Raw genomic sequence first — 26095 nt, 5'->3', positions numbered from 1 at the left:
TTAAGCATACTTTTAGAACAATTCTAGGCTGAAATAACAAGATTTAGAAAAGTTTAATTAAATTAGAGGCTATATTTATCTAATGGTAAGAGTAGAATAAAAAATGAAGCAATATTAGAGGTAATAATAGAATGGATGTTGTATTTACAACAATAAAGGTAAATGATATAATGTTCTTTATTAGAACAAATGCTATTTTTCTAACCCTAAAAGCCAATTGACACTGACATTTAGTACTTGAGATAATCCCATTAATTCAATATCAGTAATGATTCTTTTTCGTTGCTCTAATTTAGAAATGCTAGCTCTGTCAATGTAAATAGCCAATGTCTCAAGCTTTGCTGAAAGTTCTTTTTGTGTCATGTTATTTCTTATTCTTGCAGTTTTTACTCTAAAACCTGCAATATTGCGTTCCTCGGAATCTAATATTAATTTCATAATAAATCACCTTCTCTGTTCGTTATTGGAACAATTGTATTTTATCCGAAGTTATACAATGATATGTTCTAATAAAGCACAAATTTTAAATTTGGAGGATGACGATAATGTGTAAAGGAAACTTTGAAACTAACAAGTTAATTCAAATTATAATAAATCAGGAACATAGAATTCAATATAGTAATATTGGTAATCAGAGAGCCTATGATTACCTTAAAGAACTGCATATTTTAGAGAATTTATCTACGGATTTACCTATTAATTATACTTCAATAAATTATTTTATAAGTGTTGACAAATTTTATATTTATAATCAGATTCATTATATAATTATGATGACTCCTAAATTTTCTAAATGCAATAACTGTAGTAATTTATTAATAGATAGTGTGACAGGTTTATATAATAGAAATTATTGGGAGAAGATTAATAGTAAGATTCGGCATAATATTAGATTCAAAGATTTCTCTTTAATATTAATTGATATAGATAATTTAAAAAAGATTAATGATATCTACGGACATTTAGAAGGGGATAAGGCTATTAAAGTAGTTGGACAAGCAATTCAGCATAGTATAAGAAAAGAAGATATTGGTATAAGATATGGTGGAGATGAATTTATAATATTACTTTTAAATCAAGATAGAAACACTGTAGAGGAAATAATAAAGAGAATTAGAAGGGGAATTTATAAACAAGTAATAGAAGAAAATATAGATGTTCAAATTAGTACAGGAGTAGCTTTTAATGATTGTTATTATAATATGGAAGATATAATGAGAATAGCAGATAAAAACTTATATAAAGAAAAAGAAATAAAGAAGGGTATAAGACACGAAAAGACTAATACTTTAAAAGAATTAAGTGAACAGATTGAAGGACTGAGGAGTGAATTAAACAAACAAATTATTGAAAAGGATAAAGTAAAGATATTGGAGTTAAGTCAAAAGTTAGATATATTGATTGTAGAATATCTTAAAAACTCATAGAGTAAACATACATAAATAGTAATAAAAAATAAGACTAATATATAGGATGCTTCTTTTCTTAATTTATATCTTATGGTTAGTTTATACGATGGATAATTTTGCTATAAATACTATGGGATTTATTATGTTTGAAATAATTTAAATACATATTATTGGGTATATTATATTTACTAAGAATATGAGGGTGATTTTATGTCAAAATTTCATGAGAAACCAAATATATTTGTTAATCAGATAGTATTAAGGACAGTGGATATAAAAAAATCTATAGAATTCTATACAGAGATAATAGGATTCAAAATATTAGATAAAAAAGAAAAAGAGATAATATTAACAGCAGATGGGATTAATCCAATAGTTACAATAACAGAGCCTGATGATGCGATACCAAAGATACCAAGAAGAACTGGAATATATCATTTTGCCCTTCTTTTGCCAAGTAGGTTTTATTTAGGATTGTTTTTAAAACATCTAAGAGAAACAGGGTATCCTATAATTGGTGGTGCTAATCATGGGGTTAGTGAGGCTATATACTTAGAAGACCCAGATGGAAATGGAATAGAAGTATATAGGGATATGGATAGCAAAGAATGGAGACACAAAGGAAATCAAATAGATATGGTAACAGAGCCCTTAGATTATAATGGGATTATATTTGAGATTGGTGAAGAAAAATGGAATGGAATTCCACCAGAAACTATAATAGGACATATACATTTACATGTAGGAGATTTAGATGAAGCAAGAAGATTTTATTGTGATGGGTTAGGATTTGATTTAATGATGGAAATGGCTAATTCAGCATTATTTATTTCATCAGGAGGATATCATCACCATATAGGACTAAATATTTGGAACGGAAAGAATGCTTTAGCTTTGCCAGATAATTCTGCAGGCATGAAATATTACACTATAATATTTCCAGATAAGGATGCAAGGAAAAATATAGTAAGTAATCTAAGGAATCTAGGTTATGATGTGATTGAAGAAGATAACAATATACTTACAAAGGATCCATCTAATAATTTGATAAAATTGGTAGTGTAAAATATAAAAATAAATTATAAAAAATATTAAAAAGCAGAAAATCCTTGAAATCAAAAAGGATTTTCTGCTTTTTATGAAAGTAATACTCTATAAAATTTTTAGATATTGATATTATCAATAAAACTAATATCAGAACTCAAATCTCAATATTTTATTTGATTAACTAGTACTAAATATCATTTAGAGAATTTAGGGTGATAGTTATATTGGAAAACTATATGAAGATAATATCAAGAAAGTATCTGATTTCTTCTTCAATAATAGTTTGGTCAAGAGCATTAGGAGAATTCGGAGCGGTGATTATGCTTGCTGAAGTTACAAGTATGAGAACAGAAGTAATACCTACAGCAATATTTATGAATATGTCAACAGGTGATTTAGATATTGCAATTGGTGTTGCAACCATACTTATTTTTATATCTATAATATCTATGTTTCTAGTTGAAATAATACAGAAGTCAAAATCTATTTAACAGGAAAGGAAATATTATGTTAGAGATAAAAAATATACAATTGAAATTAGGGAAATTTTTCCTAAATAATGTAGACCTAGAAATAAATTCAGGGGAATATTTTGTATAATAAGAATGATATAAATTTTCTTCCTCCAGAAAAAAGGGGCATAGGATTTGTATACCAAGACTATGAACTATTCCCTCACATGACAGTAGAGGATAATATAATATTTGGACTTAAAATAAGAGGTGTGAATAAAAAGATTATATCAGAAAAATTGTATAAGCTAGTATCAATGCTAAAAATAGAGCATCTTTTAGAAAGATATCCAAATAAGCTTAGCGGTGGGGAAAAACAAAGAGTTGCGCTGGCAAGAGCAATTATTATATCACCTAAAATATTGCTCTTAGATGAACCCCTAAGTGCATTGGATATAATGATTAAGCCAACTCTTCAGCAGGAGCTAAAAAATATACATAAAGAGTTTAAGTCTACAATAATACATGTTACCCATGATATAGAAGAAGCTATATTTTTAGCAGATAGAATAGGTATAATGAATAATGGAAGTTTACTAGAAGTACTGGAGGCAGATGAAATATCTAATAGGTTAGATCTAAATACTATATTTGAGTATTTTAAATTATAATAGAGAAGGTGAAAAGAAAATGGAGTTTTATATACAATTACAACAAAAGATTGAAGCAATTGTAAAACAAAATAATTTATATGATGAAAATATTATTATTACTACAAACACATTAACACCAGAGGAGGCTATTGGAATAACTGAAAGAAAAGATTTTCCTCTTTTAAAAGGGCAGATATATTAGTAGTTACAGGAAGTACTATAACAAACGGTACCATAGTAGATTTTCTAGGAGCGAAAAAACCTACATTATTCTATGGGACTACCATAGCAGGAGTAGCTTATCTAGAAAACTTAGAGAGGATTTGCTTTTGCTCAAAATAATCTGAAATCCATAGAAGATATAATGGCATCAGTGTTCAAAGAATGTATTAAACTTGTGCAGTTTAGAAGATTTCATATTGCACAAGTTTATTTTTGTTCTGATTTCTATATTTCTTTTAAATCAAAATTATCCCAAGGATATTCATCATAAGGCAGAGAAATAAATGATACATATTTTTTGTTTTTAGGATGAGAAAATCCTATTTTATAGGACCACAATGATATTTGAGTCCATTCTTTTTTCTTTACAAAGGTTTTATTATATTTATTGTCTCCCCATATAGGAAAACCAGCATTAGAAAGCTGAACCCTTATTTGGTGATGACGTCCTGTTTTTAGAATAATTTTAAGTAAGCTTATATCTTCATATTCATCTGTATTTATTGATTTTAATACTTTATATTCCAATATGGCTTCCTTTGAGCCACTGGTACCTTTATCGACTACTTTACTCATATTTATAGTTCTAAGTTTCTTTAAATAGTCTCTTAATTCTCCCTCATTATTCTTAGGCTTACCACATACTATTACAAGATATTCCTTATATAGATTTCTAGTAGAAACTTCCCTAGAAAGAAAAGAAGTATTTTTTTCATTTTTGGAGTATACCATAGCTCCTCCTACGGGTCTATCTAATCTATGTATAAGTCCAAGATAAGGCCTATTTAAAAGACTCATCATATCTTCATCAGAAGTTTTATCAGATTGACAAGGAACTTTAGGTGGTTTTTCAACTACTAATATATCATCATCTTCAAAAATAATTTTAATATCCATTATAACCTCCAATATTGTGTGCTTTAGTGTATAAGATATATTCTATGCTTATTTTATTGAAAATACAAGGAAAGCCTAAAAATATTCAATTGGTATTCATATATTACAATTACATATTTATAAAAGTTTATTTTCAAAGATTTACATATATGTAATAGAATTGTAAAACTAATGTAACCATTTTAAAATAAATTACTGATATAATAAGTTTACATTAGAAAAGGAGTGAATAAGAATGAATAAGACTAAAAAGTATATAGTGTTGTCATTGGCAACTTGTATTTCACTAAGTCCATTTGTGGCTAGTGCTAATGATAATTTAGATGGAGAAAAGATAATTCCAATATCTGCACCATTAGAAAAAATAGATGAAGCAAAGGTAGAGGAGTATATTAAATTTGAAGGAAAAATAGTTGGAATAAATAAAGATGGAAAAAATACATCAATATTAGTAAAAAATGATGAAAGTGATCCATACAATGGAATGCTATTCCACATTAATGATGAGGTTATTCTCTTAAATGATAAAGATAAAGATTTTATTGATAAGGATAGTTTAAAGGAAGGTATGAAAGTTTCAGCATATTATTCTAAGAATACTATAATGACAATGAGTATACCTCCACAATTAACACCAGACCTTATTGTAATAGGAGAAAGTGAAGAGCCAGTATTTACTCATGTATCAAAGTTTGACAAAGAGCTTGTAAGTTCTGATGGAATGTTGAAGATAAATCCATCAGAGAATACAGTCATAGTTGGCAAAGATGGAAATAAAATAGAAAAAGAAGATATAGTAGATAAAGATTTAATCGTTTTCTACACCATATCGACAAAGAGTATTCCAGCTCAAACAACACCAGAGAAAATAATTGTAATGGAAAAAGATAATAAGGAAGAGGAAAAACCAGAGGTTATGGTATTAGATAAGGTTATTATAAACGAAAAGGAAATTACATTAGATAAAACGTTATATAAAAATGATAAAGAAATAATGATGGTTCCTCTTAGACAAATATCTGAAGCCTTAGGATATGAAATAAAATGGGATGGTCAAAAAAGAGCAGCTGAATTAACAAAAGGGGCACAATGGACAGCTTTAACTGTTGGAGAAGATAATTACAATTTTGCTAAGATGCAAGTAAAGTTAGGGGCATCACCAGAAATGAAGGATTTCACTACCTATGTTCCTCTTAATTTCTTAGATGAAATATTGAAAGTGAAGGTAAATATAACTGAAAATGGAACCATTAATATAAATCAATAATATAATTTCTTAAATAAGAGCCACATTATGTGGCTCTTATTCTTTACCCTAGTATGGCAATTGTTGCCAATTATTGCAAGTATTGTTATAATGTTTTTAAAATGACTAGGTATTTTAGGGGGATAAATATTGAAAATAAATCGTATCAGGTTGAAATTGGTATTATTGATTTTTATTACATTAATTCCTTTATCCATATTGAAGATTGTAGATATAAGGAAGGACTTAGAGACAAGAATGCATATGGAATTAGACACAAGTCAAGACTATGCAGAGACTATTGATACAGTATTTATGAACTTTTTAGAAAGAACATGGTCTAATCAATATGTAATAGGAAAAGGTTTAGTTGCACATTTTGGGAACGGCAAAGAAGGTATAAAGAGATATCTCAATAATATAGCTTTGGAAGATAAACCATTTAAGATGGGTTATTATTGGGCAAATTCTGATGGAATAATAATTGCAGGATTAGACGAAGGAAATATGGCTATAGATATAAGCGAAAGAGAATTTATTAAAGAAATCATGGCTGGAAAAGAAAAGGCAATAGGAAACTTGGAATATAGCGATGTTGATGGTGCACTAATAATAGCAATTGCTAGAGGAATTAGTGTTGATGAAGAATTAAAGGGCATAGTTATAAATACAATAGGGGTCAATGAAATGAGACATATTCTCTCTATAAACAGAATAGGATCTGGAAGTATATTGGGAATAGCAGATAAAGGTGGAAATATCGTATATCGCAATGGATGCAATTCGTTGATTTCTAAAATAAAAACAGCTAGTGCAGATTCCCCCATAAGAAAGGCATTAGGTGGAGAAATTATTAAGATTTATTCCCAACGTTCAGAATTTGATGGAAGAGAAATGATGGGAGTTTGTTATCCTATTAAGGAGATTGGTTGGGTTAGCTTTGTAGCTACCCCTATAGAAAAAATATTAGCAGAAGAAAGGCAAGCATGGACGGAAAATTTAACAATTGTGGCCCTGATTTATATAATGTCCTTTATTATAGCAATATCTATATCCAGTGGATTCATTAGATCAATTGATAAGTTGAAATCAGCAGCATATAGGGTTAAAATGGGAAATTTAAATGTAAAGACTGGCATTAGAGAAGATGATGTTTTTGGGGATGTTGGACAAGCATTCGATAAAATGGTAGAAGTTCTTAATCAAAAAGCAAAAGAGACAGAGGAGTATAATAATATAAAATCCAATTTTTTAGCTACAATATCCCATGAGTTTAAGACGCCATTAAATATTATATTAGGCAGTATACAATTATTGGAAAGTGTCAATATAGAAGATCAAGAAGAATTTCATGAATTATTTAATAAATATATCGGTATTCAGAAACAAAATAGTTATAGGCTTTTAAGACTAATTAGTAATTTTATTGATATAACTAAAATTGAAAATAGTCATATTAATCTTAAATTACATAACAATGATATTGTAAATGTTATTGAGGATATAACTATGTCTATTGTAGAGTATACGAATTTAAAGGATATTAGTATTATATTTGATACAGATGTAGAGGAAAAGGTAGTTGCCTTTGATATAGATATGATGGAAAGAATTATGCTGAATTTATTATCAAATGCAATTAAATTTACAGAAAAAGGTGGAAAGATTGAAGTCAATATTTATGATAGAGAGGAAAAAGTTATAATTGCTGTGAAGGATAATGGTATAGGAATTCCTAAGGATAAATTAGAGATTATTTTCGATAGATTTGCTCAAGTAGAGAATCCCCTTAGAAGAGGAGTTGAAGGCTCAGGTATTGGTTTATCTTTGGTTAAATCCTTAGTAGAATTGCATGAAGGGACAATATCAGTAAATAGTCAGCTTGGTAAAGGTAGTGAATTTAGAATAGAATTACCAAATAGGGTTGTTGATGATGATAATATTGTAAGGGATAGGGAAGAAACATATTGTTCTGAAAAGATACATGTGGAATTTTCAGATATTTATGTGGTAAAATAATATAGTGGTTTAACACTATTATATAAACAGGAAGTGATTAGATTGTATTCAGAATACTCAATGAAAGTAATAGAGCATTTTATGAGTCCAAGAAATGTAGGAAGTATGAAGAATCCTGATGGAGAAGGGACTTTTGGAGATTTAAAATGCGGTGATTCCCTAACTATTTATATTAAAGTAAAAGATAATATAATAACAGATATTAGCTTTTTAGTATTTGGATGTACTGCATCCATAGCAACAAGCAGTATGATAACAGAAATGGCAAAGGGAAAGACAATAGAAGAAGCCTTAGCCATTACAGAAAAAGAGTTAATAGACGCTCTAGATGGACTACCACAGAGTAAGATTCATTGTTCAGTTTTAGGAGTTAAGGGACTCAGATCTGCAATAGAAGATTATTTGGAGAAAAGTAGTAAAAAATAAATTAAGTTTAATAAGTTCTATCTATAATAAAGCATCTACCTATTAATAAAAATAATTGGTAGATGCTTTTTTTACATGATACACTTTAAGAGAAATTTAATTTTGTAAAGGAGTGTGTGAAATATGAGACCGTCAATAATGGAAGAAGTTGAAGGACTAAGAGGCGTCAATTCGGTTAAAATTAAAGAATCACATGAAGCAGGTAAAAAGGTTGTGGGAATGTACTGTGTATTTTCACCTTCAGAAATAGCACTGGCAGCAGATGCAATTTCAGTAACATTATGTGGTACTGCACAAGGACCTATTGAAGATGCTGAAAAAGAATTGCCTAGAAATCTCTGTCCACTTATAAAGTCCAGCTATGGATTTGCCATTACAGATAAATGCCCATATTTCTTTTTTTCAGATGCATTATTGGCAGAAACCACTTGTGATGGTAAGAAGAAAATGTATGAATTAATGGGCAAGTTAAAACCTATGCATATTATGAATCTACCACAAACTGCTGATGACGAAGACTCTTTAGAATCTTTTAAGAAAGAAATGATTAAATTTAAAAACTTCCTAGAGGAACAATTTGAAGTAGAAATTACAGAAGAAAAATTAAGAGCAGCTATTAAGCTTATGAATAGAGAGAGAGATGTATTAAAGAGATTACATAAACTAAATGCTCATAAACCTGCACCTTTGTCAGGAATGGACATGATGTTGGCTCAATGGCTGAAGGGATTTAATGTAGATAAAGAAGCAGGAATAGATTTAATAGAAAGATTAATAGCCGAAGTAGAAGAAAGAATGGCTAAGGGAATATATGCATTTGATGAAAACGCACCTAGGATATTACTTACAGGATGTCCAATAGGTTCAGGCTCAGAAAAGGTATTAAAAGCTTTGGAAGAAGCAGGTGCATCAGTAGTAGCACTTGAGAATTGTACAGGATATAAAGGACTTGATGTAATGGTAGATGAAAATAAAGAGCCAATGTTAGCATTAGCTGAAAAATATCTATCTACTCCTTGTTCTTGTATGACAAATAACAATGGAAGGCTGGATTTAATAGAAAGATTAGCTAAGGAATATGATGTAGATGGAGTAGTAGATTTAACTTGGCAAGCATGTCATACTTATAATATAGAATCATTTACAGTAAAGAAATTTGTTCAAGAAAAGTTAAATTTACCATTTATTCAAATAGAAACTGACTACTCAGATTCAGATACTGGACAAGTAAAGGTAAGAGTAGAGGCTTTCTTAGAAACAATAGAAAGACCAGCTACTGCAAAATAGTAAAGGATGATAAATAATGTATTACGTTGGTATAGACATAGGCTCCACAGCTGCAAAAGTTTCCGTATTTAATGATGATGAGTTAATGGGAAATTTTACTATGCCTACAGGATGGAGCAGTGTAGAAACTTCAAAAACTATTAAAGAAAAATTAGAAGAAAATAAAGTAATGATAGACGAAGCAAAGGTAGTAGCCACGGGATATGGTAGAATTTCTATACCCTATGCAGATAAAACTATTACGGAAATTACATGTCACGGTAAAGGAACCCATTATCTATTGGAAAAGGATTGTACAGTTATAGACATAGGTGGTCAAGATACTAAGATCATTACCTTAGATAATGGGAAAGTATCTAATTTTACCATGAATGATAAATGTGCAGCGGGTACAGGGAGATTTCTGGAGTTAATGGCAAATACCCTTGGAGTTAGTATAGTCGAGTTGGGAAATATGGCTTTATCAGGAGAAGATATAAATATTACAAGTATGTGTACAGTATTTGCTGAATCTGAGGTCATAAGTCTTATAGGATCTGGTACGAAAAGGGAGAGTATAGCTAGAGGTATAGTGAACTCCATTACAGGGAGAGTATATGCCCTATTACACAAACATGGTGCTACAGATACTATATTTTTAACAGGAGGATTATGTGATGTAGAGCCATTTGTTGAACTTCTTTCGGAAAAATTATCAACAAAAGTACAGACAAGCCCGTTAGCAAGATATGCAGGCTCCATTGGGGCAGCATTATTAGCTAAGGGTATCTAAATAAAATAGAACAAACTAATTTTTTTAGTTTGTTCTATTTTTTATTTTATATAGATATTTTCTGGGTATATAAGGAAAAATAATATGTGGATAACCACCATAGATAAGGTTAATGAATTTTGAAATAGTGTCGATATATATTATAATCGACTAGTTAAAAGAATCACAAAGGGGGATGATGATTTATGAAGGAAAGAGTAAATAAATCCAAGAGGATTAGGGAAACAAAAAGACGAATGAGTATTAAAACGAAATTAATTATACTTTTATTGTCGTTATCTGTAATTCCTGTAATACTATTAGGTATTTTTTCATATCAAACATCCTTTAATATTCTATATAACAAACTTAAAGTCACGTCTTTACAAAATATTGAGCAGGTTCAAAATTCTATTGATTTTTCTTTTGGGCGTTTTGAATCAATTATCAATATGTTTGTAGAGGATAAATTGTTTAAAGATATATATTTTAATAGAGAACTTACTGATGAGGTCTTTGAAAGATTAGGATATGCACAAAAATCGGACCCAGATATTTTAGGGGCATATATTGGATTAGAAAATAAACAAACCATATTATATCCAGAAACTCAATTAGCACCAGATTATGATCCTACGAATAGGGATTGGTATAAAGCTGCAGTAGAGAACAGAGGAGAATTGACTTATTCAGACCCATATATAGATGCATTTACGGGAAAAAATATAATCACAATTTCCAAAACTATAGAGTCAGATGGAGAAATTATCGGTGCAATTGCCATAGACATAGCCTTGGAAGACTTATCTAATATATTGTCAGCTATAAAGATAGGAGAAAATGGATATCTTCATGTTATTGATTCTAAAGGAGTTACAGTAGCCCATCCAGACTCAGGGAAATTAAGCGGAGAGTCTGCTAAGGAAATGCCATGGTGGAATAATGTTTCTAAGGAAGAGATGGATTTTGATGTTTACACAATAAACGATAAAAAAGAATATATAGGTCATATTACAGATAATAAGAGGGGCTGGAAGATATTAGTTAATTTAAGTCAGGAAGAATTATTAAACGATACAAATAAAATAAGATTGACTAATGGAATCATGACAGCAACCATAGCTGCAGTTGCCGTAATAGTTGCATTATTTGTAGTAAGATGGATAAATAAAAACATAAATAAACTACTTTATGGTTTTGAGAAAGCATCAAAGGGTGATTTATTATTTCATATTAATATAAATACAGGAGATGAGTTTGAAGATTTAGGTCGTGGATTTAACAATATGATAGATACTATTAGAAGTTTAGTGACAGATATAGGAGAATCTTCAAATATAATATTGAGTACATCAGATATAATGAGTAATTCTGCAAATGAAGCATCTATAGCCATAGATGAAATAAGTATAACTATAGACCAAGTAGCGCAGGGAACTGTATCTCAAGCTGAAGATATAAGTGATGGAGTAGAAGGAGTAAATAAATTAGCAGAGGAAATTGAAAATATTGAAGAATTAGCTAGTAATATGAATACAATATCATTAGAAACAAATGAACTAAGTCAAGATGGATTAAAACGTATGAACGGATTAATCGAAAAAACCCAAGAAGTAAATAGGACATCTAAGGATATGGCAATAGCCATAGGAGAAATGAATGGGGTAACTGCTGAGATAGGAGTTATAACAGATACTATAAATGAGATATCTGCTCAGACAAATCTATTGGCATTAAATGCAGCAATAGAGGCAGCAAGAGCAGGAGAAGCGGGACGAGGATTTTCAGTAGTTGCTGACGAAATAAGAAAGTTAGCAGAACAGTCAGGAAATGCCACATATAAAATTCAAACCTTGATAGAAGAAATAAAAGAAAAATCAAACCTAGTAGGGCAAACTATGAATAGTACACAAATGGTAGTTAATGAACAAACAGAGTTTGTAAACGAAACAAAGTCTATATTTAACATGATTATGGAATCTATAGATAGATTAATAGAAGGAATAGGAGAAATAAAGGACTCCATAAATCAGACAAATGAAAACAAAGACAATATAGTAAATAGGATGCTAAGTATATCATCAATAGCAGAAGAAAGTTCAGCAAGTACTGAGGAAGTATCAGCATCTGCTGAAGAAATAAATGCAACTATGACAGAATTTAATGAAACTGCATTACAATTAAAAGAACTAGCTAAGGAATTAAAAGATAAATTAAGTATATTTACAATATAATATGATTTTTAATAATCATTAGATAGAAAACTAGATAGGTATTATCTAGTTTTTTTATTGTAGAATAAAATTTATTATCATTAATTTGTTAATTGTCAATCAACAAATTAATCTTGCATTTTGTCTATGATTGTTAGCATTTCATAGCAAAAATATTGTATAAATTTGGAAAAATTCATATAATCAATATGGAAACAACACTGTAACATATTAATGTAAAAGATTTGTATCTTATAAAATAAAGAAAGGAGGAAATGCAAGTTTAAACATGTTTTATTAAAGATAAGGTGGTGGTATTGATGAAAATTCTTAAAGAACTATCTATAATAGTTGGAATATTATTTATAGCACATATCACTCAGCAGATAACAAGAATACCTATTCCAGCAACAGTTCTAGGAATGATAATACTATTAATTTGCTTACTGACTGGAATATTAAAATTAGAAAATATCGAAAAAACATCTCAATTCTTCCTAGATCATTTAACCTTTTTATTTATTCCAGGAGGTGTAGGTTTAATAGTATCCTTGGGACTAATAAAAGAGCAATGGCTGCAAATTTTGGCAGTTATAATCTTAACAACAGCATTAGTAATAGCTGTTACAGGTCTAACTGTTCAATTATTAAAAGGCAGAAGAAAGGAGGAGAGCAAATAGTGGATTATTTAGATACACCTATATTTGGATTTGTTATTTCGATTATTGCTTTTCAAATAGGGCTTTTTATAAATAAAAAAACTAAGAAGGCAATATTTAACCCTTTAATTATAGCAATAGGCTTGATAATAATCCTATTATCATACTTTGATATTGATTATGAAATCTATAATAAAGGAGGCAGTATAATTAACTTCTTTTTAGGACCTGCAACGGTGGTTTTAGCAATACCATTATATAAACAAATCGATAGATTAAAAAGCAGTGGGATACCAGTATTATTAGGTATAATAGTTGGATGTATTACGTCAGTAGTTAGTATATTTTATTTAGGTAAGGCATTTGGATTGAACGGACCAGTATTTGTATCACTTATACCAAAGTCTGTAACGGCAGCTATTTCTAAGGAGATATCAGCTCAAATAGGGGGAATACCAGCTTTAACTGTGGCTGTAACAGTACTTACAGGAATTACAGGAAATGTTATAGGACCATATGTATGTAAATTATTTAGAATTCATGATGAAGTTGCTGTGGGGATAGCAATGGGAACATCATCCCATGCCATAGGAACTGCAAAGGCTATGGAATTAGGAGAAGTACAAGGGGCAATGGGTTCATTAGCCATAAGTGTTGCGGGATTGCTTACTGTATTTTTAGTGCCATGGTTATTGAAAATATTAATTTAGATATGGGGGTATTTTAAAATGATGAAAAAACCAGATGAATTAAGAAAAGATGTAGTGGTAAATTTAATGCAAGGAGAAGGGGAAATTAAAAGAACACATTTCTTAGAAGTAGAAGATTTTTGCGGACATGGCAGACTGTTTGCAAAGCATGTAATAGAACCTGGAAATTCCATAGGATTTCATAAGCATGAAGGGGAGCAAGAGGCTTACTATATACTTAAGGGTCAGGCTATTTACAGCGATAATGGCAATGAGATAAATATCAAAGAAGGAGATTTCACTTTATGCAAAAGTGGAGAAGGACATTCAATAAAGAATATTGGAAATGAAGATTTGGAGTTTATAGGATTAATTATGAAAGCTTAACTAATATAGAATATAAAGGGGAGAAATTAATAATGAATACTCGTAAACTAGTAATGATACCAGGACCAACTCCTGTTGTAAGATCTATTCAAAATCAAATGGGTAGAGAAACTGTTGCTTTTGGAGACTCAGGATTTATAAATGATTATAAAGAATTACTTAAAGATATGAAAGAACTATGGAAAACAGAAGGAGAAGTATTTGTAATAGCTGGAACTGGAACTCTTTCAATGGAAATGGGCATAGCAAATACTTTAAAATCAGGTGATAATTTATTAATAGTATCTAATGGATTCTTTGGAGATAGATTTATTGATATAGCTGAGAGAAAAGGTATAAAAGTAGATTTAATACAGAGTGAATGGGGAAAAACAGTATCGGCAGAAGCTATAGAGAAGAAATTAAAAGAAAAAGACTATAAGGCTGTTACAGTAACCCATGTGGATACATCAACTGGAGTAGTTGCACCTATTAAAGAAATAGGAGAAGTAGTCAAAAAATTCAAAGACACTCTATTTATAGTAGATGGAGTATGTGCTGCAGCAGGAGAACCAGAATATATTGATGATATGAATATAGATATACTAATATCAGGTTCCCAAAAAGCTTTTGGTGTGGCTCCAGGACTTTGCCTGCTTTGGGCAGGGCCAAAGGCACTAGAGAGAAGGAAAGAATTAGGTAGTATAACAGAATATTATGTAGACTTTGAAAAATGGCTTCCAGTAATGCAAGATCCATCAAAATATTTTGCTACACCAGCAATAAATTTAATCTGGGCATTGAAAGAGTCTGTGGATTTAATTAAAAAAGAAGGTATTGAAAATAGATATGAAAGACATAGAAAGAATGCAAGAGCTATGCAGTCTGCTTTAGAATCCTTAGGTTTCACTTTGTTGGCAGAAAAAGAGCATAGAGCTGTTACTCTATCTAATGTTTTATATATGGATGGAGTAAATGATTTAGAATTTAGGAAAGTTTTAGGAGAAGAAGGAGTAGTTGTGGCAGGGGGATTAGCAGCTTATGCAGGAAAAATGTTTAGATTAGGTCATATGGGCAATATAGGTATTCATGACATGGTTTCTACCATAGCAGCTATAGAAAGAACATTATATAGATTGGGAATTGAAGTAGAACTCGGTAAAGGCGTAGGAGTACTAATGGCAGAGTTATTTAAATAGGACAGATAAAAAGGATGGTTTTAACCATCCTTTTTCTGTAAAAGCAGACTCTATTAATTATCCTTAGAAAGATATATAATTGATTTATAGTGTAAGAGGTGAGGAAAATGCTGACTATATTTATTGATTTAGTTAACAGAGTTGGAATCATAATGATACTCGCTTTTATAATATCTAGAGTAAAACCAGTGAAAAAATTATTGGCTAAAAAGAATATTGAAATTAAGGATAAATTGATTTTATCCTTAATATTTGGAGTATTTGGGATAATTGGAACGTACATAGGAATATACATACAAGGAGGACTAGCTAATTCCAGAGCCATTGGAGTTTTTGTAGGAGGAATTTTAGGTGGTCCCATGGTGGGAATATTAGCTGGGATTATAGCAGGTCTTCATAGAATGATAATAGATATACATGGATTAACTACTATTGCTTGCACCACTTCTACTATTTTAACAGGAGTAATATCTGGATTATTGAGTAAGAGATATTATAAAAGTAAAAATAGATGTGGAATAGCCGCGATAGGAGGAATAATAGTAGAGAGCATGCAGATGCTTTTAATTTTATTGATTTCTAGACCTTTTTACGATGCTTTAAAAATAGTAAATATAATTGCAATTCCTATTGTTATATTAAATACCATAGGAATAGCTGCATTTATTGCAATAATAGATAGTATATCTAGTGAACAAGAAAAAATAGCTGCCAAACAGGCTCAAGTAACTTTGAAAATAGCTAATAAGTCATTTTCATATTTTAGAAAAGGGTTTAATGAAGAAACAGCATTGGGCACTTCAAAAATAATACAGGAAATGATAGATGTTGAGGCCATAGTATTTACAGATAAAGATAAGATATTATCATATGTAGGAAGAAAAGATAAAAACTATGATATTAAAGATAAAAATATGAAAAGCCTAATGAAAGAAGTTATAGAAACTGGATATGCAAAGGTATTAAATAGAAAAATAGATTACAAGGATATTAATGAGAACTTAGGCTCAGCGATTATTGTTCCCCTTAAAGAAAATATTGAAACTATAGGCACTTTGACTTTATATAAAGAAAAAGAAGATTCTATCACTAAAGTAGACTTAGAATTAGCTCTAGGATTAGGGGATTTATTTTCAACTCAAATAGCTTTAAGTAAATTGGAGCATCAAAAAAGACTTTTAGCAAAGGCTGAATTAAAAGCCCTTCAATCTCAAATAAATCCTCATTTCCTATTTAACTCCATAAATACCATAGCGTATTGTACAGAAACAGAACCTCAGAAAGCTAAAGAGCTATTATTACATTTAGGAACTTGTTTTAGGAAGAATTTGCAGCAGAATTTAGAAGAAGTAAATATATATGAAGAAATAGAATATATTCGATCATATATTGAAATTGAGAAAGCCAGATTTGGGCATAAATTAGAAGTCATATTTGATATACCAGATAATTTAGATTGCTATCTTCCACCTTTAATACTTCAACCCATAGTTGAGAATGCAATAAATCATGGAATATTTGAAAAAATTGAAGGAGGGACTGTGAGAATAAAAGCTATGGATGAAAAAGAGATAACAACTCTGACTGTGGAAGATAATGGTATAGGTATTGAGGAAGAAACCTTATTTAATTTATTTCATAATAAAGAAAATAATGATTCCATAGGATTAATCAATGTAAACAAAAGGTTAAAAAATAAATATGGTGAAGATTATGGACTAGAGGTAAATAGCAAATATAATGAAGGTACAGCTGTAACAATGAAAATTCCTAAAGTAAGGGAGGTAGATTTCAATGTTGAGGTGTCTAGTTGTTGATGATGAGGACTATGCAAGAAAGGGATTAATCTCATTACTTAGAGACTTTGACGAAGTAGAAATTGTTGGAGAAGCTTCCAATGGGTATGAAGCCATAAATGAGAATTTTAGATTAAAGCCTGATTTAATTTTCTTAGATATTCGAATGCCTAAAATCAGTGGATTAGAAGTTGCTGATATTATTATGAAAGATAAAGGAAGAACTGTGATTGTATTTACAACAGCTTATGATGAATTTGCAATAAAAGCCTTTGAAGTTAATGCAGTAGATTATTTATTAAAACCTATATCGAAATCTAGATTAGGACAAACCATTGAAAGAGTTATAGAACTGAGGAAAGGGGAAAGTCAAGGATATATAGAATCTATAGCGAAAATAATTAGAGAATTACATAAGGATGAAGAATATAAACTTACAAAGATATACGTTAATGAGAAAGACAAAATAATAGTTTTAAACCCATCTGATATAGTATATATTACTAGTTTAGAAGGATATGTATATATAATAACTACTAAGGGAAATTTTAAATCTCGTCTAACATTAAATAATTTAGAAGAACAGTTAAAATATCCTAATTTTTTTAGAGGTCATAGAAGTTATTTGGTAAACTTAAATTTTATAGAAAGTATAATTCCTTGGTATAATGCTACCTATGCCTTGGAATTAACTGGAGTAAAGGAAAAAATCCCCATTAGTAGGAGCAAGATAAATGAGTTTAAAGGTATAATGAATATCTAGAACTAAGGCCAATGAGTTCATCTAGATTTTCTAATAAAACAGATATATAATATAAGTAATTGAATTTTAGGGGGAAGAACATGCAGACATATTTTGTAACACAACAAGTTGTAGTACTAGCTATACTAATGGTCATAGGATATATAGCTACTAAAAGAAATATAATAGACGATGTTATATCTAAGGGTATGACTCAGATACTTACGGCAATAGCTTTACCTTCACTTATACTTTCATCTTTTAATATGACTTATTCGGAAGATACATTAAAATGGGTATTGCTTATATTTACATACTCTATAGGAATACATTTCATTACTATGATATTAGCTAAATTAGTTTTTGTGAAATATCCTAAGGGGAAAAATGTAGTTTTAAGGTTTGGTACAATATTTCCTAACTCTGGATTTATGGGACTTCCATTGATATATGAGTTATTTGGTCAAGAGGCAGTTTTATATGCTTCTGTATTTATGATTCCATATCATACATTATTGTGGACTTATGGAGAAAGTATATTATCAAAGGAGAAATCAGAATCACCTATCAAGAAACTGGCAAAGACTCCAGCATTGATTGCAGTTTTAGTTGGAACAATATTATTTATACTAAAGATACAATTACCATATGTAGTAAGTAAACCACTTTCAATGCTTTCAGCTCTTACTTCACCATTATCAATGTTAATATTAGGTGAAAAAATTACAAAGATAAAGCTAAAAGAAATAATTGCAGATAAGGATATATACTATGGCTGCTTTGTTAGATTGTTAGTAACACCAATTATAACATTAATTGCACTTAGAGCTGTAAATACACCAGAATTACTTCTAAATATTGTAGTTATAATGCAATCTTTGCCATCAGCAATATTGCTCGTAGTTTTAACACAAAAGCATGAGGGAGAAATAGAATTTGCATCTAAATTTACCATAATAAGTCATATAGTATCAATAATAACAATACCAATTATATCAATGTTTTTATAAGTTTCTAAACTTTATATTATAAAATGAAATTATATTTAATATAATAGACGAGCAAAAGAAACTAAAACAATAATAATTAATTGAAAGATTTTTAGTAGCTAAGAATCTATGACAAAAGAATATTATTTAAAAAAGATCAAATAAAAACTAGGCTCACGCCTAGTTTTAGTATATTATGATTTATTTGTTAAACTCTGGTATGGAATTATTGGTTTTATCAATAGTCATTTCTCTTATATTAGCCCTAATATTGGAACCTCTTTTATCTTTTTTAGCACCTCCTATTTAATATGATTATACCATAATACTCCAGATTGTGATGAAAGATACTTTAGGTATATGGATTATTCTTTTATAAATACGTCAAACTCCTGTAGTATACAATATTTGATACTAGAATATGTATGGATTTACTATAGATTATACTTATATACATAATATAATCTATAGATATTGCTAATTGGACTTTATCAAACAATAGTGCCACATTTTTAATGATACTGAGTTTTATATTGTTACAAGAGAAGCCTATAAGAATACTAGGGAGGCTTATTAATGAACAGAAAATTTTTTGCTTTATTGCTTGTAGTTACATTGATAATGACAGTAATGGCAGGATGCAAGCAAGAGCCTAAGCAGTCGGACAATGCTCCAGTAAATGATAAATCAGTAGTTGATAATGAAAATACACAAGAGACGAAAGTAGAAGCAGTAGATGTAAAGAAAGTATTCGTATCCCCACAATGGGTTAAAAGTGTTATTGACGGCGAACAAGAAGAATCAAAGAAACATATAGTTTTAGAAGCTTCTTGGGGAACAGCTAATGATAGTCCTGATTATAATAAGGGTCATATACTAGGTGCTGTACATGTGGATATTCTTATATAGATAAAGCTGGAGAAGCTAAAGGAGCAGTATGGGGTAAAGCAGGAAGTGATCCATATCATATGGAAGATTATACTCATGAAGATGGAACTTATATTACTATGGATGAAATGAAGGAATTATGGAAAGACCTTGATTTTACTTTGGATAACGACCTTGCTTTTTACTGTGGAACAGGTTGGCGTGCATCTATTCCATTTTTAATTATGTATGAAAATGGATTGCAATAAGTATCATAATTGCTCTTGTAATCGTTGTGTATCTACGTTATCGAAATTTAGAGATAAAAAACCAAGTCAGTATGATATCAATGATATTTACTATTGTTATAAGTGTATGGACAGTATATTTTTTACTTATATATAATGCGGAAACAAATCGTGCATATTATATTTTAAGTATTTGTTTTATATTGATGACAGTATGCCAAAACATTATATATCACTGTATTTATTCAATAAAATCAAGGAATAAAATTTAATTTATAGGGACTGAGATTATTTCAGTCCCTATATTTATTGCATTATCAATAGGTTTATTCCTAATGTTTTAATAATCCTATTTAAAGCCAATGCTTATTCTCTTACAAGTATTTTAGTTATTTCTCCAATATAAAGTGTGTGATGGTCGGAGTTAGGATAACATTGTTTGTCGATTTTTTTATCAATAAAGGATTCAGGTTTATATTCTTGAGCAAATAATTTTTTACAGAAAATTGCTATATTTGCTTCTTCAAAATAAGGAATATTATTATCATGTATAAGTGTAAGATTTGATTTTTTAATTTTATCCTCATCTCTACCAGATTTTGTACCAAGGTAGGATAGTATTTCTCTAAAACTATTATCAAAGAAAGTCAATGAAAAGGAATCAGCACTATCTACAAACTCCTTAGTATATCTTTGTGGACGAATGACAACATATGCTACATTTTTATTCCACATAACACCTAAACCACCCCATGATGCAGTCATTGTATTAGCCTTTCCATCTTTTTCTGCAGTAATTAACATCCAGTCTTTTCCAATTAATTTAAATGGGCTATAGTTAAAATCCTCAGGTCCAATTTCTTTAAAATTAGTCATAATCATACCTCCCAAATTATTGTTTTACTTATTATTATATAATAATAAACACTAAATTAATACGATATGATTATAAAATAAGAAATAACATGGTATAATAAGGAATAAAGAAGAATAGATGAAAAATTAAATGACAGGGATAGGCTTATATTTTAAGATTAAATTTAAGTGTGCTAATGGTATTTAGGTGATTTAGTTAAAAATGATAAAGAGAAAGAAATAAATAATGCTAAGGAAAAGATTAAAAGATTTATAGTATAATGTTCTGTAAGTGGCGTATAATTAATAACAATTGTAGACAAGTTTACATGATTATAATAAGATATAATTATAGGTGATTTTAATTATTTATAAAATAGTCTTATTATGATTAGGCATACTAAAATAGGTGTTTTGCTACATAATTATTTAGATAGGGACTTTTTACATAAAGAGTAATGGACTTAAAGCAAATGGAGCTAATCTAAGTCGAATGACATTAAGAAAAATAGGTATAAGTATGATTTATAGAACGTAATAAGAAGTAACTAATAATTTTTAGAAGATAAATATAGGAGGTAAATTATGAAGATTATTAAATTTGCAGTAATAGGGGTTATATTTATTCTGATATTTAATGCTTTAGGCATGTTTAATCCTGAAACCAGTAGGAAGGTTGATAATGCAGTAGAAGTAAGTAAGGTTAAAATAAGTGAATTCAAATATAAAGATAAATCTATTGCAGATATGTCATTGAAGGAGTTATCTTCCAATATTTCCTCAGATATTAAATATTTAAAGGAAGAAGTAATTACTGATGATGGAGTAAAATTATCTGGTAAAGGATTGACAGTAACTATTAATCCAAAGAAGGACAAAATACTTGTTGCCGAAGTCGATGCCACAGAATCAAAGGCAGTGAAGTCTATAGAGGATCTTCTTTATGATTTAACTAAAAAAGATATTAAGATTCCAGATGAATTTTTAAAGAAAACTAATCTAGCTATAGTTGTAGAAAAAACAGACGGAGAATATAATGTGAAATTCAATTAATATACTAAAAAGACTAGGAAATTCCCTGGTTTTTTTAGTACTACCACTTATATAATCAAGCTCCTTAAGCCCCTCTCAAACTCCCTATCATTCTTATGACTTCTATTTTTAGATTTACTATAATATTTATTCTGTTTTCTAAGCTGTTGATGTAAATGCCTTCGGTTTAGCATTCCGTCTATATTATCTTGAGAGAATATAAGACCATTTTGATTTATAGGGATAGCTTTTTTAGATAGACACATGGCCGCTAAGCCATAATCTTGAGTGATAGCTATATCACCTTTCTCTATTTTATTTACAATATAAAAATCAGCACTATCACGAGATATATCTACAGAAACAACAGTCGCATAAGGGCTAGCAATCTCATGGGCATAGTTTTTTACAATTATTATTTCTAATTTATATTCTTCCGCAACTCTAACTGCTATATCAACTACTGGACATCCATCTGCATCCACATATATTTTCATATTTTCACCTCAATTCATTATATCATGAAAGAAATAAGTATATACTAAGAATCTATGTCGGGATTATAGAACTATAATAATATATTATCTGACAAAGTAATATTTGGATATGTTAAAATAATTCTTAGGTATTGGAATATCCATTAGAATTAAATTGTTATATTAGCAATGGAAATATAGAAAAAATATATTGCTTATAGATATGGTGGTGGACAAATGTCAAGATTAACAGATGAAATATTAATAGACAGGGTAGAACTTTATGACACTTATGTAAAAGGAAAACAATATTATGAGTCTGGGAAAGTAAGGGAAGTGAAGACAACTCCAAGCCATAATTATTATGTTGCCAGTATAGTGGGCAGTTCTCTATATAAATCAACTGTTAAGTTTAATAGCTATGATAATATTGCTGCTACGTCTTGTACGTGTCAAGCCTATAAAAAATATCATGGAGATTGTAAACATATAGTTGCTTTATTGATGTCAATTATGAACTACGAAAAAACGAATTTTACAAGATATAAGAAATCTGAAGGAGATATAAAAAACATACTTCATTATTATAGGCAAGAATCAAGTGATATGAAAGTTCCTGTAAATCTAGAAGTGAATTTTAAGTTTACAGATGAAGGAGCTTTTCTTGATTTTAAAATTGGTGAAGATAAGTTATATGTAGTTAGAGGTTTAGGGAAATTTATATCAGATTTACAAGAGAATAGAGTAATAGAATTTGGCAAGAAATTTAAATTTTCTCCAGGGATCCATTGTTTTAACTCTAAAGATAAGGAGCTGATAGATTTTATTACCTTATTATATGAAAATTATGAAATAAATTTTTATAACTATTATGGTAATAAATATAGTAGCACATTTAAAGGGAATACTGTATATTTAAGCTCAAAATCCCTTGAGAAATTCCTTGAATTAATGAAGGGTAGAAAGTTTAATGCAAGTATATATGATAACTATGTTAAGGATATAATGATAACTGATGAAAATATAGAATTAAATTTTAAAATAGAGGAAAGTAAAGAGGACCTTTTATTAAGAGTTGTTGATGGATTACAGTTAGTATCCTTGACTCAAGATGGAGAATATTTTTTTTATAAAGATAAGATTTATCAATTATCTCAAGAGCAGATAAATAATATAATGCCAATATATAATGAAATAATAAGAAAAGAAACAGAATTAATAAGAATAGAAAAAGACTTAAAAGGGACCTTTGTATCAGAAGTGCTTCCTATTATTAGAAAACATTCAAAATTAATTATAGATAAAAATGTAGAAGAGTCAATATATAATGAGCCATTGCATTCTATAATGTATTTTGATAAGCAAGATGACTTAATTCTTGGAAAGGTAATATTTAATTATGGAAATATAGATATAAATCCTTTTTCCTCACAAAATATAACTGGCTTAGATACAGAAAAAATATTATTGAGAGATATAGAAACTGAAAAAATTATAATGACGCTTCTAGAACAAGGAGATTTTAAGGTAGAGGATGGGGGATTCTATCTAGAGGAAGAAGAACAAATTTATGATTTTATAACTGATATTATACCTGAATTGCAGAAACACTGTGAAGTATATTATTCTGAGAATTTTAGGAAAGTAAGCCTTATAAGTTCCAATAGTTTTAAAGCTGGACTTAAACTTGATGATAAATTGGATAGTTTGGAATTTAATTTTGATATAGAAGGTGTAGATGATTCTGAACTTGAAAATATTTTAGGAAGCTTGAGAGAAAAGAAGAAATATTATAAATTGAAAAATGGATCTTTTTTATCCCTTGATAATAAGGACTTTGCTGACATAATGGATATGTTAAATTATTTAGATATTGAAGGAAAAAACTTCCGTGATGGAAATGTTAAAATTCCTAAATTTAGGACATTGTATCTTGATAAGTTTATAAGAGATAGAGGGATTGACTATATCAAGAAAAATGTAAATTTTAAGAGGTTAGTTCGAGATATAAATGATCCAGATGATATAGAATATGAATTACCTAAAGGATTAACAGCTGATTTGAGGGATTATCAAAAATTCGGTTTCAAATGGCTTAAAACATTATCAAATTATGGGTTTGGTGGAATTCTAGCTGATGAAATGGGTCTAGGGAAGACAATCCAGATGATAAGCTTTTTGCTATCCGAAAAGGAGGAAAAAGGTTCTGAAGCAAGTATTGTAATAGTGCCTACATCTCTTGTATATAATTGGGAAGAGGAAGTAAATAGGTTTGCGCCAAGTCTCAAAACCTTAATAGTAGTTGGGAATAGGGATGAGAGAAAGAAACTTATTAATAGCATAACAAACTATGATTTAATAATCACTTCATATCCACTAATTAGAAGAGATATAGAAGAGTATAGAGATATATTTTTTAGATATTGTATATTAGATGAAGCACAGCATATTAAAAATCAGGAATCTCTTAGTGCAAAGTCTGTAAAAAATATTAAGGCAAAGAATTATTTTGCTTTGACTGGAACGCCTATGGAGAATTCATTATCTGAGCTTTGGTCAATATTTGATTTCTTGATGCCAGGGTATCTTTTGACAAGTAAGAAATTTATTAGGAAGTATGAATGTCCAATAGTTAAGAAGGGAGATAATGAGAAGTTAAAAGAATTAAGTAATCAGATTAGACCTTTTATATTGAGACGAGCTAAAAAAGAAGTATTAAAAGAATTACCGGATAAGATAGAACAAAAGGTAGTAGTAGATATGTTAAAAGAACAGAAGAAATTATATAAGGCATATTTACAGGTTATAAAAGGTGAAATAGACGATGAGATAAATACAAAGGGATATAATAAGGCACATATAAAAATTCTCGCTGGATTAACAAGATTGAGACAAATATGCTGCCATCCTGGAATCTTTGTAGAAGGATATAATGGTGGAAGTGGGAAGTTAGACTCTTTAGAGGAAATAGTAGTTGAAGCTGTTAATTCCTCTCATAGGATATTGATATTTTCTCAGTTTACAACTATGCTAGGAAAAATAAGAAAACTTTTAGAATACAAGAATATAGATGCTCTATATCTTGATGGGAGTACTCCTATTGCAGAACGAAGCAATCTAGTAAGGGAATTCAACAAAGGTATAGGAGATGTATTTTTAATATCTCTTAAAGCTGGAGGTGTTGGATTAAACTTGCCTTCTGCAGATATGGTAATCCATTTTGATCCCTGGTGGAACCCGGCAGTAGAAGATCAAGCCACAGATAGGGCTCATAGGATAGGACAGGAAAAGACTGTTCAGGTTATTAAACTAGTTACAAAGGGAACCATAGAGGAAAAGATATTTAAGCTGCAGGAAAAGAAAAAAGAAATGATTGATAAAGTAATTACTGATGGGGAAACGTTAATATCTAAATTATCTGAAGAAGAGATAATGTCATTATTTGATATAGAGTAAGGGTAATAAACAATATAATAATAAAATTCATCTATATATAGAAATTAACTATAAGATTTATCAATTATACAATAAATAGCCTGTATACTATAATTTATG

26 protein-coding genes are annotated in these 26095 nt (G+C 29.4%); 22 read left to right on the top strand and 4 right to left on the bottom strand.

The features are described 5' to 3' along the window. Window positions 1-192 precede the first annotated feature (192 nt). Entirely contained in the window at window positions 193-438 is a 246-nt protein-coding gene (locus ABWP20_RS07150) for a helix-turn-helix domain-containing protein (RefSeq protein WP_353095102.1), read from the bottom strand. 107 nt (window positions 439-545) lie between these two features. On the opposite strand from ABWP20_RS07150, the gene ABWP20_RS07145 reads away from it, so the two are divergent. The 5 genes from ABWP20_RS07145 to ABWP20_RS07125 all read left to right on the top strand — a co-directional run bounded on the left by ABWP20_RS07145 (window position 546) and on the right by ABWP20_RS07125 (window position 3763). Beyond that, window positions 546-1427 (top strand): diguanylate cyclase, encoded by an 882-nt coding sequence (locus tag ABWP20_RS07145; protein ID WP_353095101.1) that lies wholly within the window; start codon window positions 546-548, stop codon window positions 1425-1427. 192 nt (window positions 1428-1619) lie between these two features. Next, complete coding sequence (locus ABWP20_RS07140; RefSeq protein ID WP_353095100.1) at window positions 1620-2474, top strand: VOC family protein; 855 nt, start codon at window positions 1620-1622, stop codon at window positions 2472-2474. A gap of 194 nt (window positions 2475-2668) precedes the next feature. Continuing rightward, entirely contained in the window at window positions 2669-2947 is a 279-nt protein-coding gene (locus ABWP20_RS07135) for a hypothetical protein (RefSeq protein WP_353095099.1), read from the top strand. Between the two features lie 101 nt (window positions 2948-3048). After that, complete coding sequence (locus tag ABWP20_RS07130; RefSeq protein ID WP_353095098.1) at window positions 3049-3579, top strand: ABC transporter ATP-binding protein; 531 nt, start codon at window positions 3049-3051, stop codon at window positions 3577-3579. 19 nt (window positions 3580-3598) lie between these two features. Then, window positions 3599-3763: a hypothetical protein gene (locus tag ABWP20_RS07125; RefSeq protein WP_353095097.1), complete on the top strand. Its 165-nt coding sequence runs from the start codon at window positions 3599-3601 to the stop codon at window positions 3761-3763. A 245-nt stretch (window positions 3764-4008) separates the two neighbouring features. Here ABWP20_RS07125 and ABWP20_RS07120 read toward each other — a convergent pair whose 3' ends face one another. Next, window positions 4009-4680: an RluA family pseudouridine synthase gene (locus ABWP20_RS07120; protein ID WP_353095096.1), complete on the bottom strand. Its 672-nt coding sequence runs from the start codon at window positions 4678-4680 to the stop codon at window positions 4009-4011. Between the two features lie 235 nt (window positions 4681-4915). Between ABWP20_RS07120 and ABWP20_RS07115 the strand changes: the two genes are divergently transcribed. The 15 genes from ABWP20_RS07115 to ABWP20_RS07045 all read left to right on the top strand — a co-directional run bounded on the left by ABWP20_RS07115 (window position 4916) and on the right by ABWP20_RS07045 (window position 20198). Further along, a complete protein-coding gene (locus tag ABWP20_RS07115; protein WP_353095095.1) occupies window positions 4916-5947 on the top strand; it encodes a stalk domain-containing protein in 1032 nt (343 codons plus the stop codon). Between the two features lie 129 nt (window positions 5948-6076). Further along, a complete protein-coding gene (locus ABWP20_RS07110) occupies window positions 6077-7945 on the top strand; it encodes a sensor histidine kinase (RefSeq protein ID WP_353095094.1) in 1869 nt (622 codons plus the stop codon). A 42-nt stretch (window positions 7946-7987) separates the two neighbouring features. Continuing rightward, window positions 7988-8371 (top strand): iron-sulfur cluster assembly scaffold protein, encoded by a 384-nt coding sequence (locus tag ABWP20_RS07105; RefSeq protein WP_353095093.1) that lies wholly within the window; start codon window positions 7988-7990, stop codon window positions 8369-8371. Window positions 8372-8494: 123 nt separating this feature from the next. Next, window positions 8495-9658, top strand: a complete 1164-nt coding sequence (locus ABWP20_RS07100; RefSeq protein WP_353095092.1) for a double-cubane-cluster-containing anaerobic reductase — start codon at window positions 8495-8497, stop codon at window positions 9656-9658. 16 nt (window positions 9659-9674) lie between these two features. Next, complete coding sequence (locus ABWP20_RS07095; RefSeq protein ID WP_353095091.1) at window positions 9675-10430, top strand: acyl-CoA dehydratase activase; 756 nt, start codon at window positions 9675-9677, stop codon at window positions 10428-10430. A 185-nt stretch (window positions 10431-10615) separates the two neighbouring features. Then, window positions 10616-12643, top strand: coding sequence for a methyl-accepting chemotaxis protein (locus ABWP20_RS07090; protein ID WP_353095090.1), 2028 nt, complete (start codon window positions 10616-10618; stop codon window positions 12641-12643). 299 nt (window positions 12644-12942) lie between these two features. After that, window positions 12943-13302 carry a CidA/LrgA family protein gene (locus ABWP20_RS07085; protein WP_353095089.1) on the top strand — a complete coding sequence of 120 codons (360 nt, stop codon included), beginning with the start codon at window positions 12943-12945 and terminating at the stop codon, window positions 13300-13302. Next, a complete protein-coding gene (locus ABWP20_RS07080) occupies window positions 13302-13991 on the top strand; it encodes an LrgB family protein (RefSeq protein WP_353095088.1) in 690 nt (229 codons plus the stop codon). Before ABWP20_RS07085 ends, ABWP20_RS07080 begins: the two co-directional genes overlap by 1 nt. 18 nt (window positions 13992-14009) lie before the next feature. Then, complete coding sequence (locus ABWP20_RS07075; protein ID WP_353095087.1) at window positions 14010-14357, top strand: cupin domain-containing protein; 348 nt, start codon at window positions 14010-14012, stop codon at window positions 14355-14357. Between the two features lie 32 nt (window positions 14358-14389). After that, window positions 14390-15535 carry a pyridoxal-phosphate-dependent aminotransferase family protein gene (locus tag ABWP20_RS07070; RefSeq protein ID WP_353095086.1) on the top strand — a complete coding sequence of 382 codons (1146 nt, stop codon included), beginning with the start codon at window positions 14390-14392 and terminating at the stop codon, window positions 15533-15535. A gap of 107 nt (window positions 15536-15642) precedes the next feature. Next, a complete protein-coding gene (locus ABWP20_RS07065) occupies window positions 15643-17352 on the top strand; it encodes a LytS/YhcK type 5TM receptor domain-containing protein (protein WP_353095085.1) in 1710 nt (569 codons plus the stop codon). Beyond that, complete coding sequence (locus ABWP20_RS07060) at window positions 17330-18094, top strand: LytR/AlgR family response regulator transcription factor (protein ID WP_353095084.1); 765 nt, start codon at window positions 17330-17332, stop codon at window positions 18092-18094. The genes ABWP20_RS07065 and ABWP20_RS07060 overlap by 23 nt, the downstream gene beginning before the upstream one ends. Window positions 18095-18174: 80 nt before the next feature. Further along, window positions 18175-19083, top strand: a complete 909-nt coding sequence (locus ABWP20_RS07055; protein ID WP_353095083.1) for an AEC family transporter — start codon at window positions 18175-18177, stop codon at window positions 19081-19083. Window positions 19084-19638: 555 nt separating this feature from the next. Further along, window positions 19639-19971 carry a rhodanese-like domain-containing protein gene (locus tag ABWP20_RS07050; RefSeq protein ID WP_353095082.1) on the top strand — a complete coding sequence of 111 codons (333 nt, stop codon included), beginning with the start codon at window positions 19639-19641 and terminating at the stop codon, window positions 19969-19971. Window positions 19972-20030: 59 nt separating this feature from the next. Then, window positions 20031-20198 carry a hypothetical protein gene (locus ABWP20_RS07045; protein WP_353095081.1) on the top strand — a complete coding sequence of 56 codons (168 nt, stop codon included), beginning with the start codon at window positions 20031-20033 and terminating at the stop codon, window positions 20196-20198. A gap of 345 nt (window positions 20199-20543) precedes the next feature. Here ABWP20_RS07045 and ABWP20_RS07040 read toward each other — a convergent pair whose 3' ends face one another. After that, entirely contained in the window at window positions 20544-21053 is a 510-nt protein-coding gene (locus ABWP20_RS07040) for a flavin reductase (protein ID WP_353095080.1), read from the bottom strand. Window positions 21054-21617: 564 nt separating this feature from the next. Here ABWP20_RS07040 and ABWP20_RS07035 point away from each other — a divergent pair. Further along, window positions 21618-22085 (top strand): hypothetical protein, encoded by a 468-nt coding sequence (locus ABWP20_RS07035; protein ID WP_353095079.1) that lies wholly within the window; start codon window positions 21618-21620, stop codon window positions 22083-22085. 47 nt (window positions 22086-22132) lie between these two features. Here the strand turns inward: ABWP20_RS07035 and ABWP20_RS07030 are convergent, their stop codons facing one another. Then, window positions 22133-22561 (bottom strand): YaiI/YqxD family protein, encoded by a 429-nt coding sequence (locus tag ABWP20_RS07030; RefSeq protein WP_353095078.1) that lies wholly within the window; start codon window positions 22559-22561, stop codon window positions 22133-22135. Between the two features lie 216 nt (window positions 22562-22777). Here ABWP20_RS07030 and ABWP20_RS07025 point away from each other — a divergent pair, with 216 nt between their 5' ends. Continuing rightward, a complete protein-coding gene (locus ABWP20_RS07025; RefSeq protein ID WP_353095077.1) occupies window positions 22778-25996 on the top strand; it encodes an SNF2 helicase associated domain-containing protein in 3219 nt (1072 codons plus the stop codon). Window positions 25997-26095 lie beyond the last annotated feature (99 nt).

Origin of the sequence: Tissierella praeacuta (assembly GCF_040396155.1) — a bacterium.
GTDB lineage: Bacteria > Bacillota > Clostridia > Tissierellales > Tissierellaceae > Tissierella > Tissierella praeacuta_A.
The sequence above is the reverse complement of the archived record's forward strand: the minus strand, read 5'-3'. Positions and strand labels throughout refer to the sequence as shown.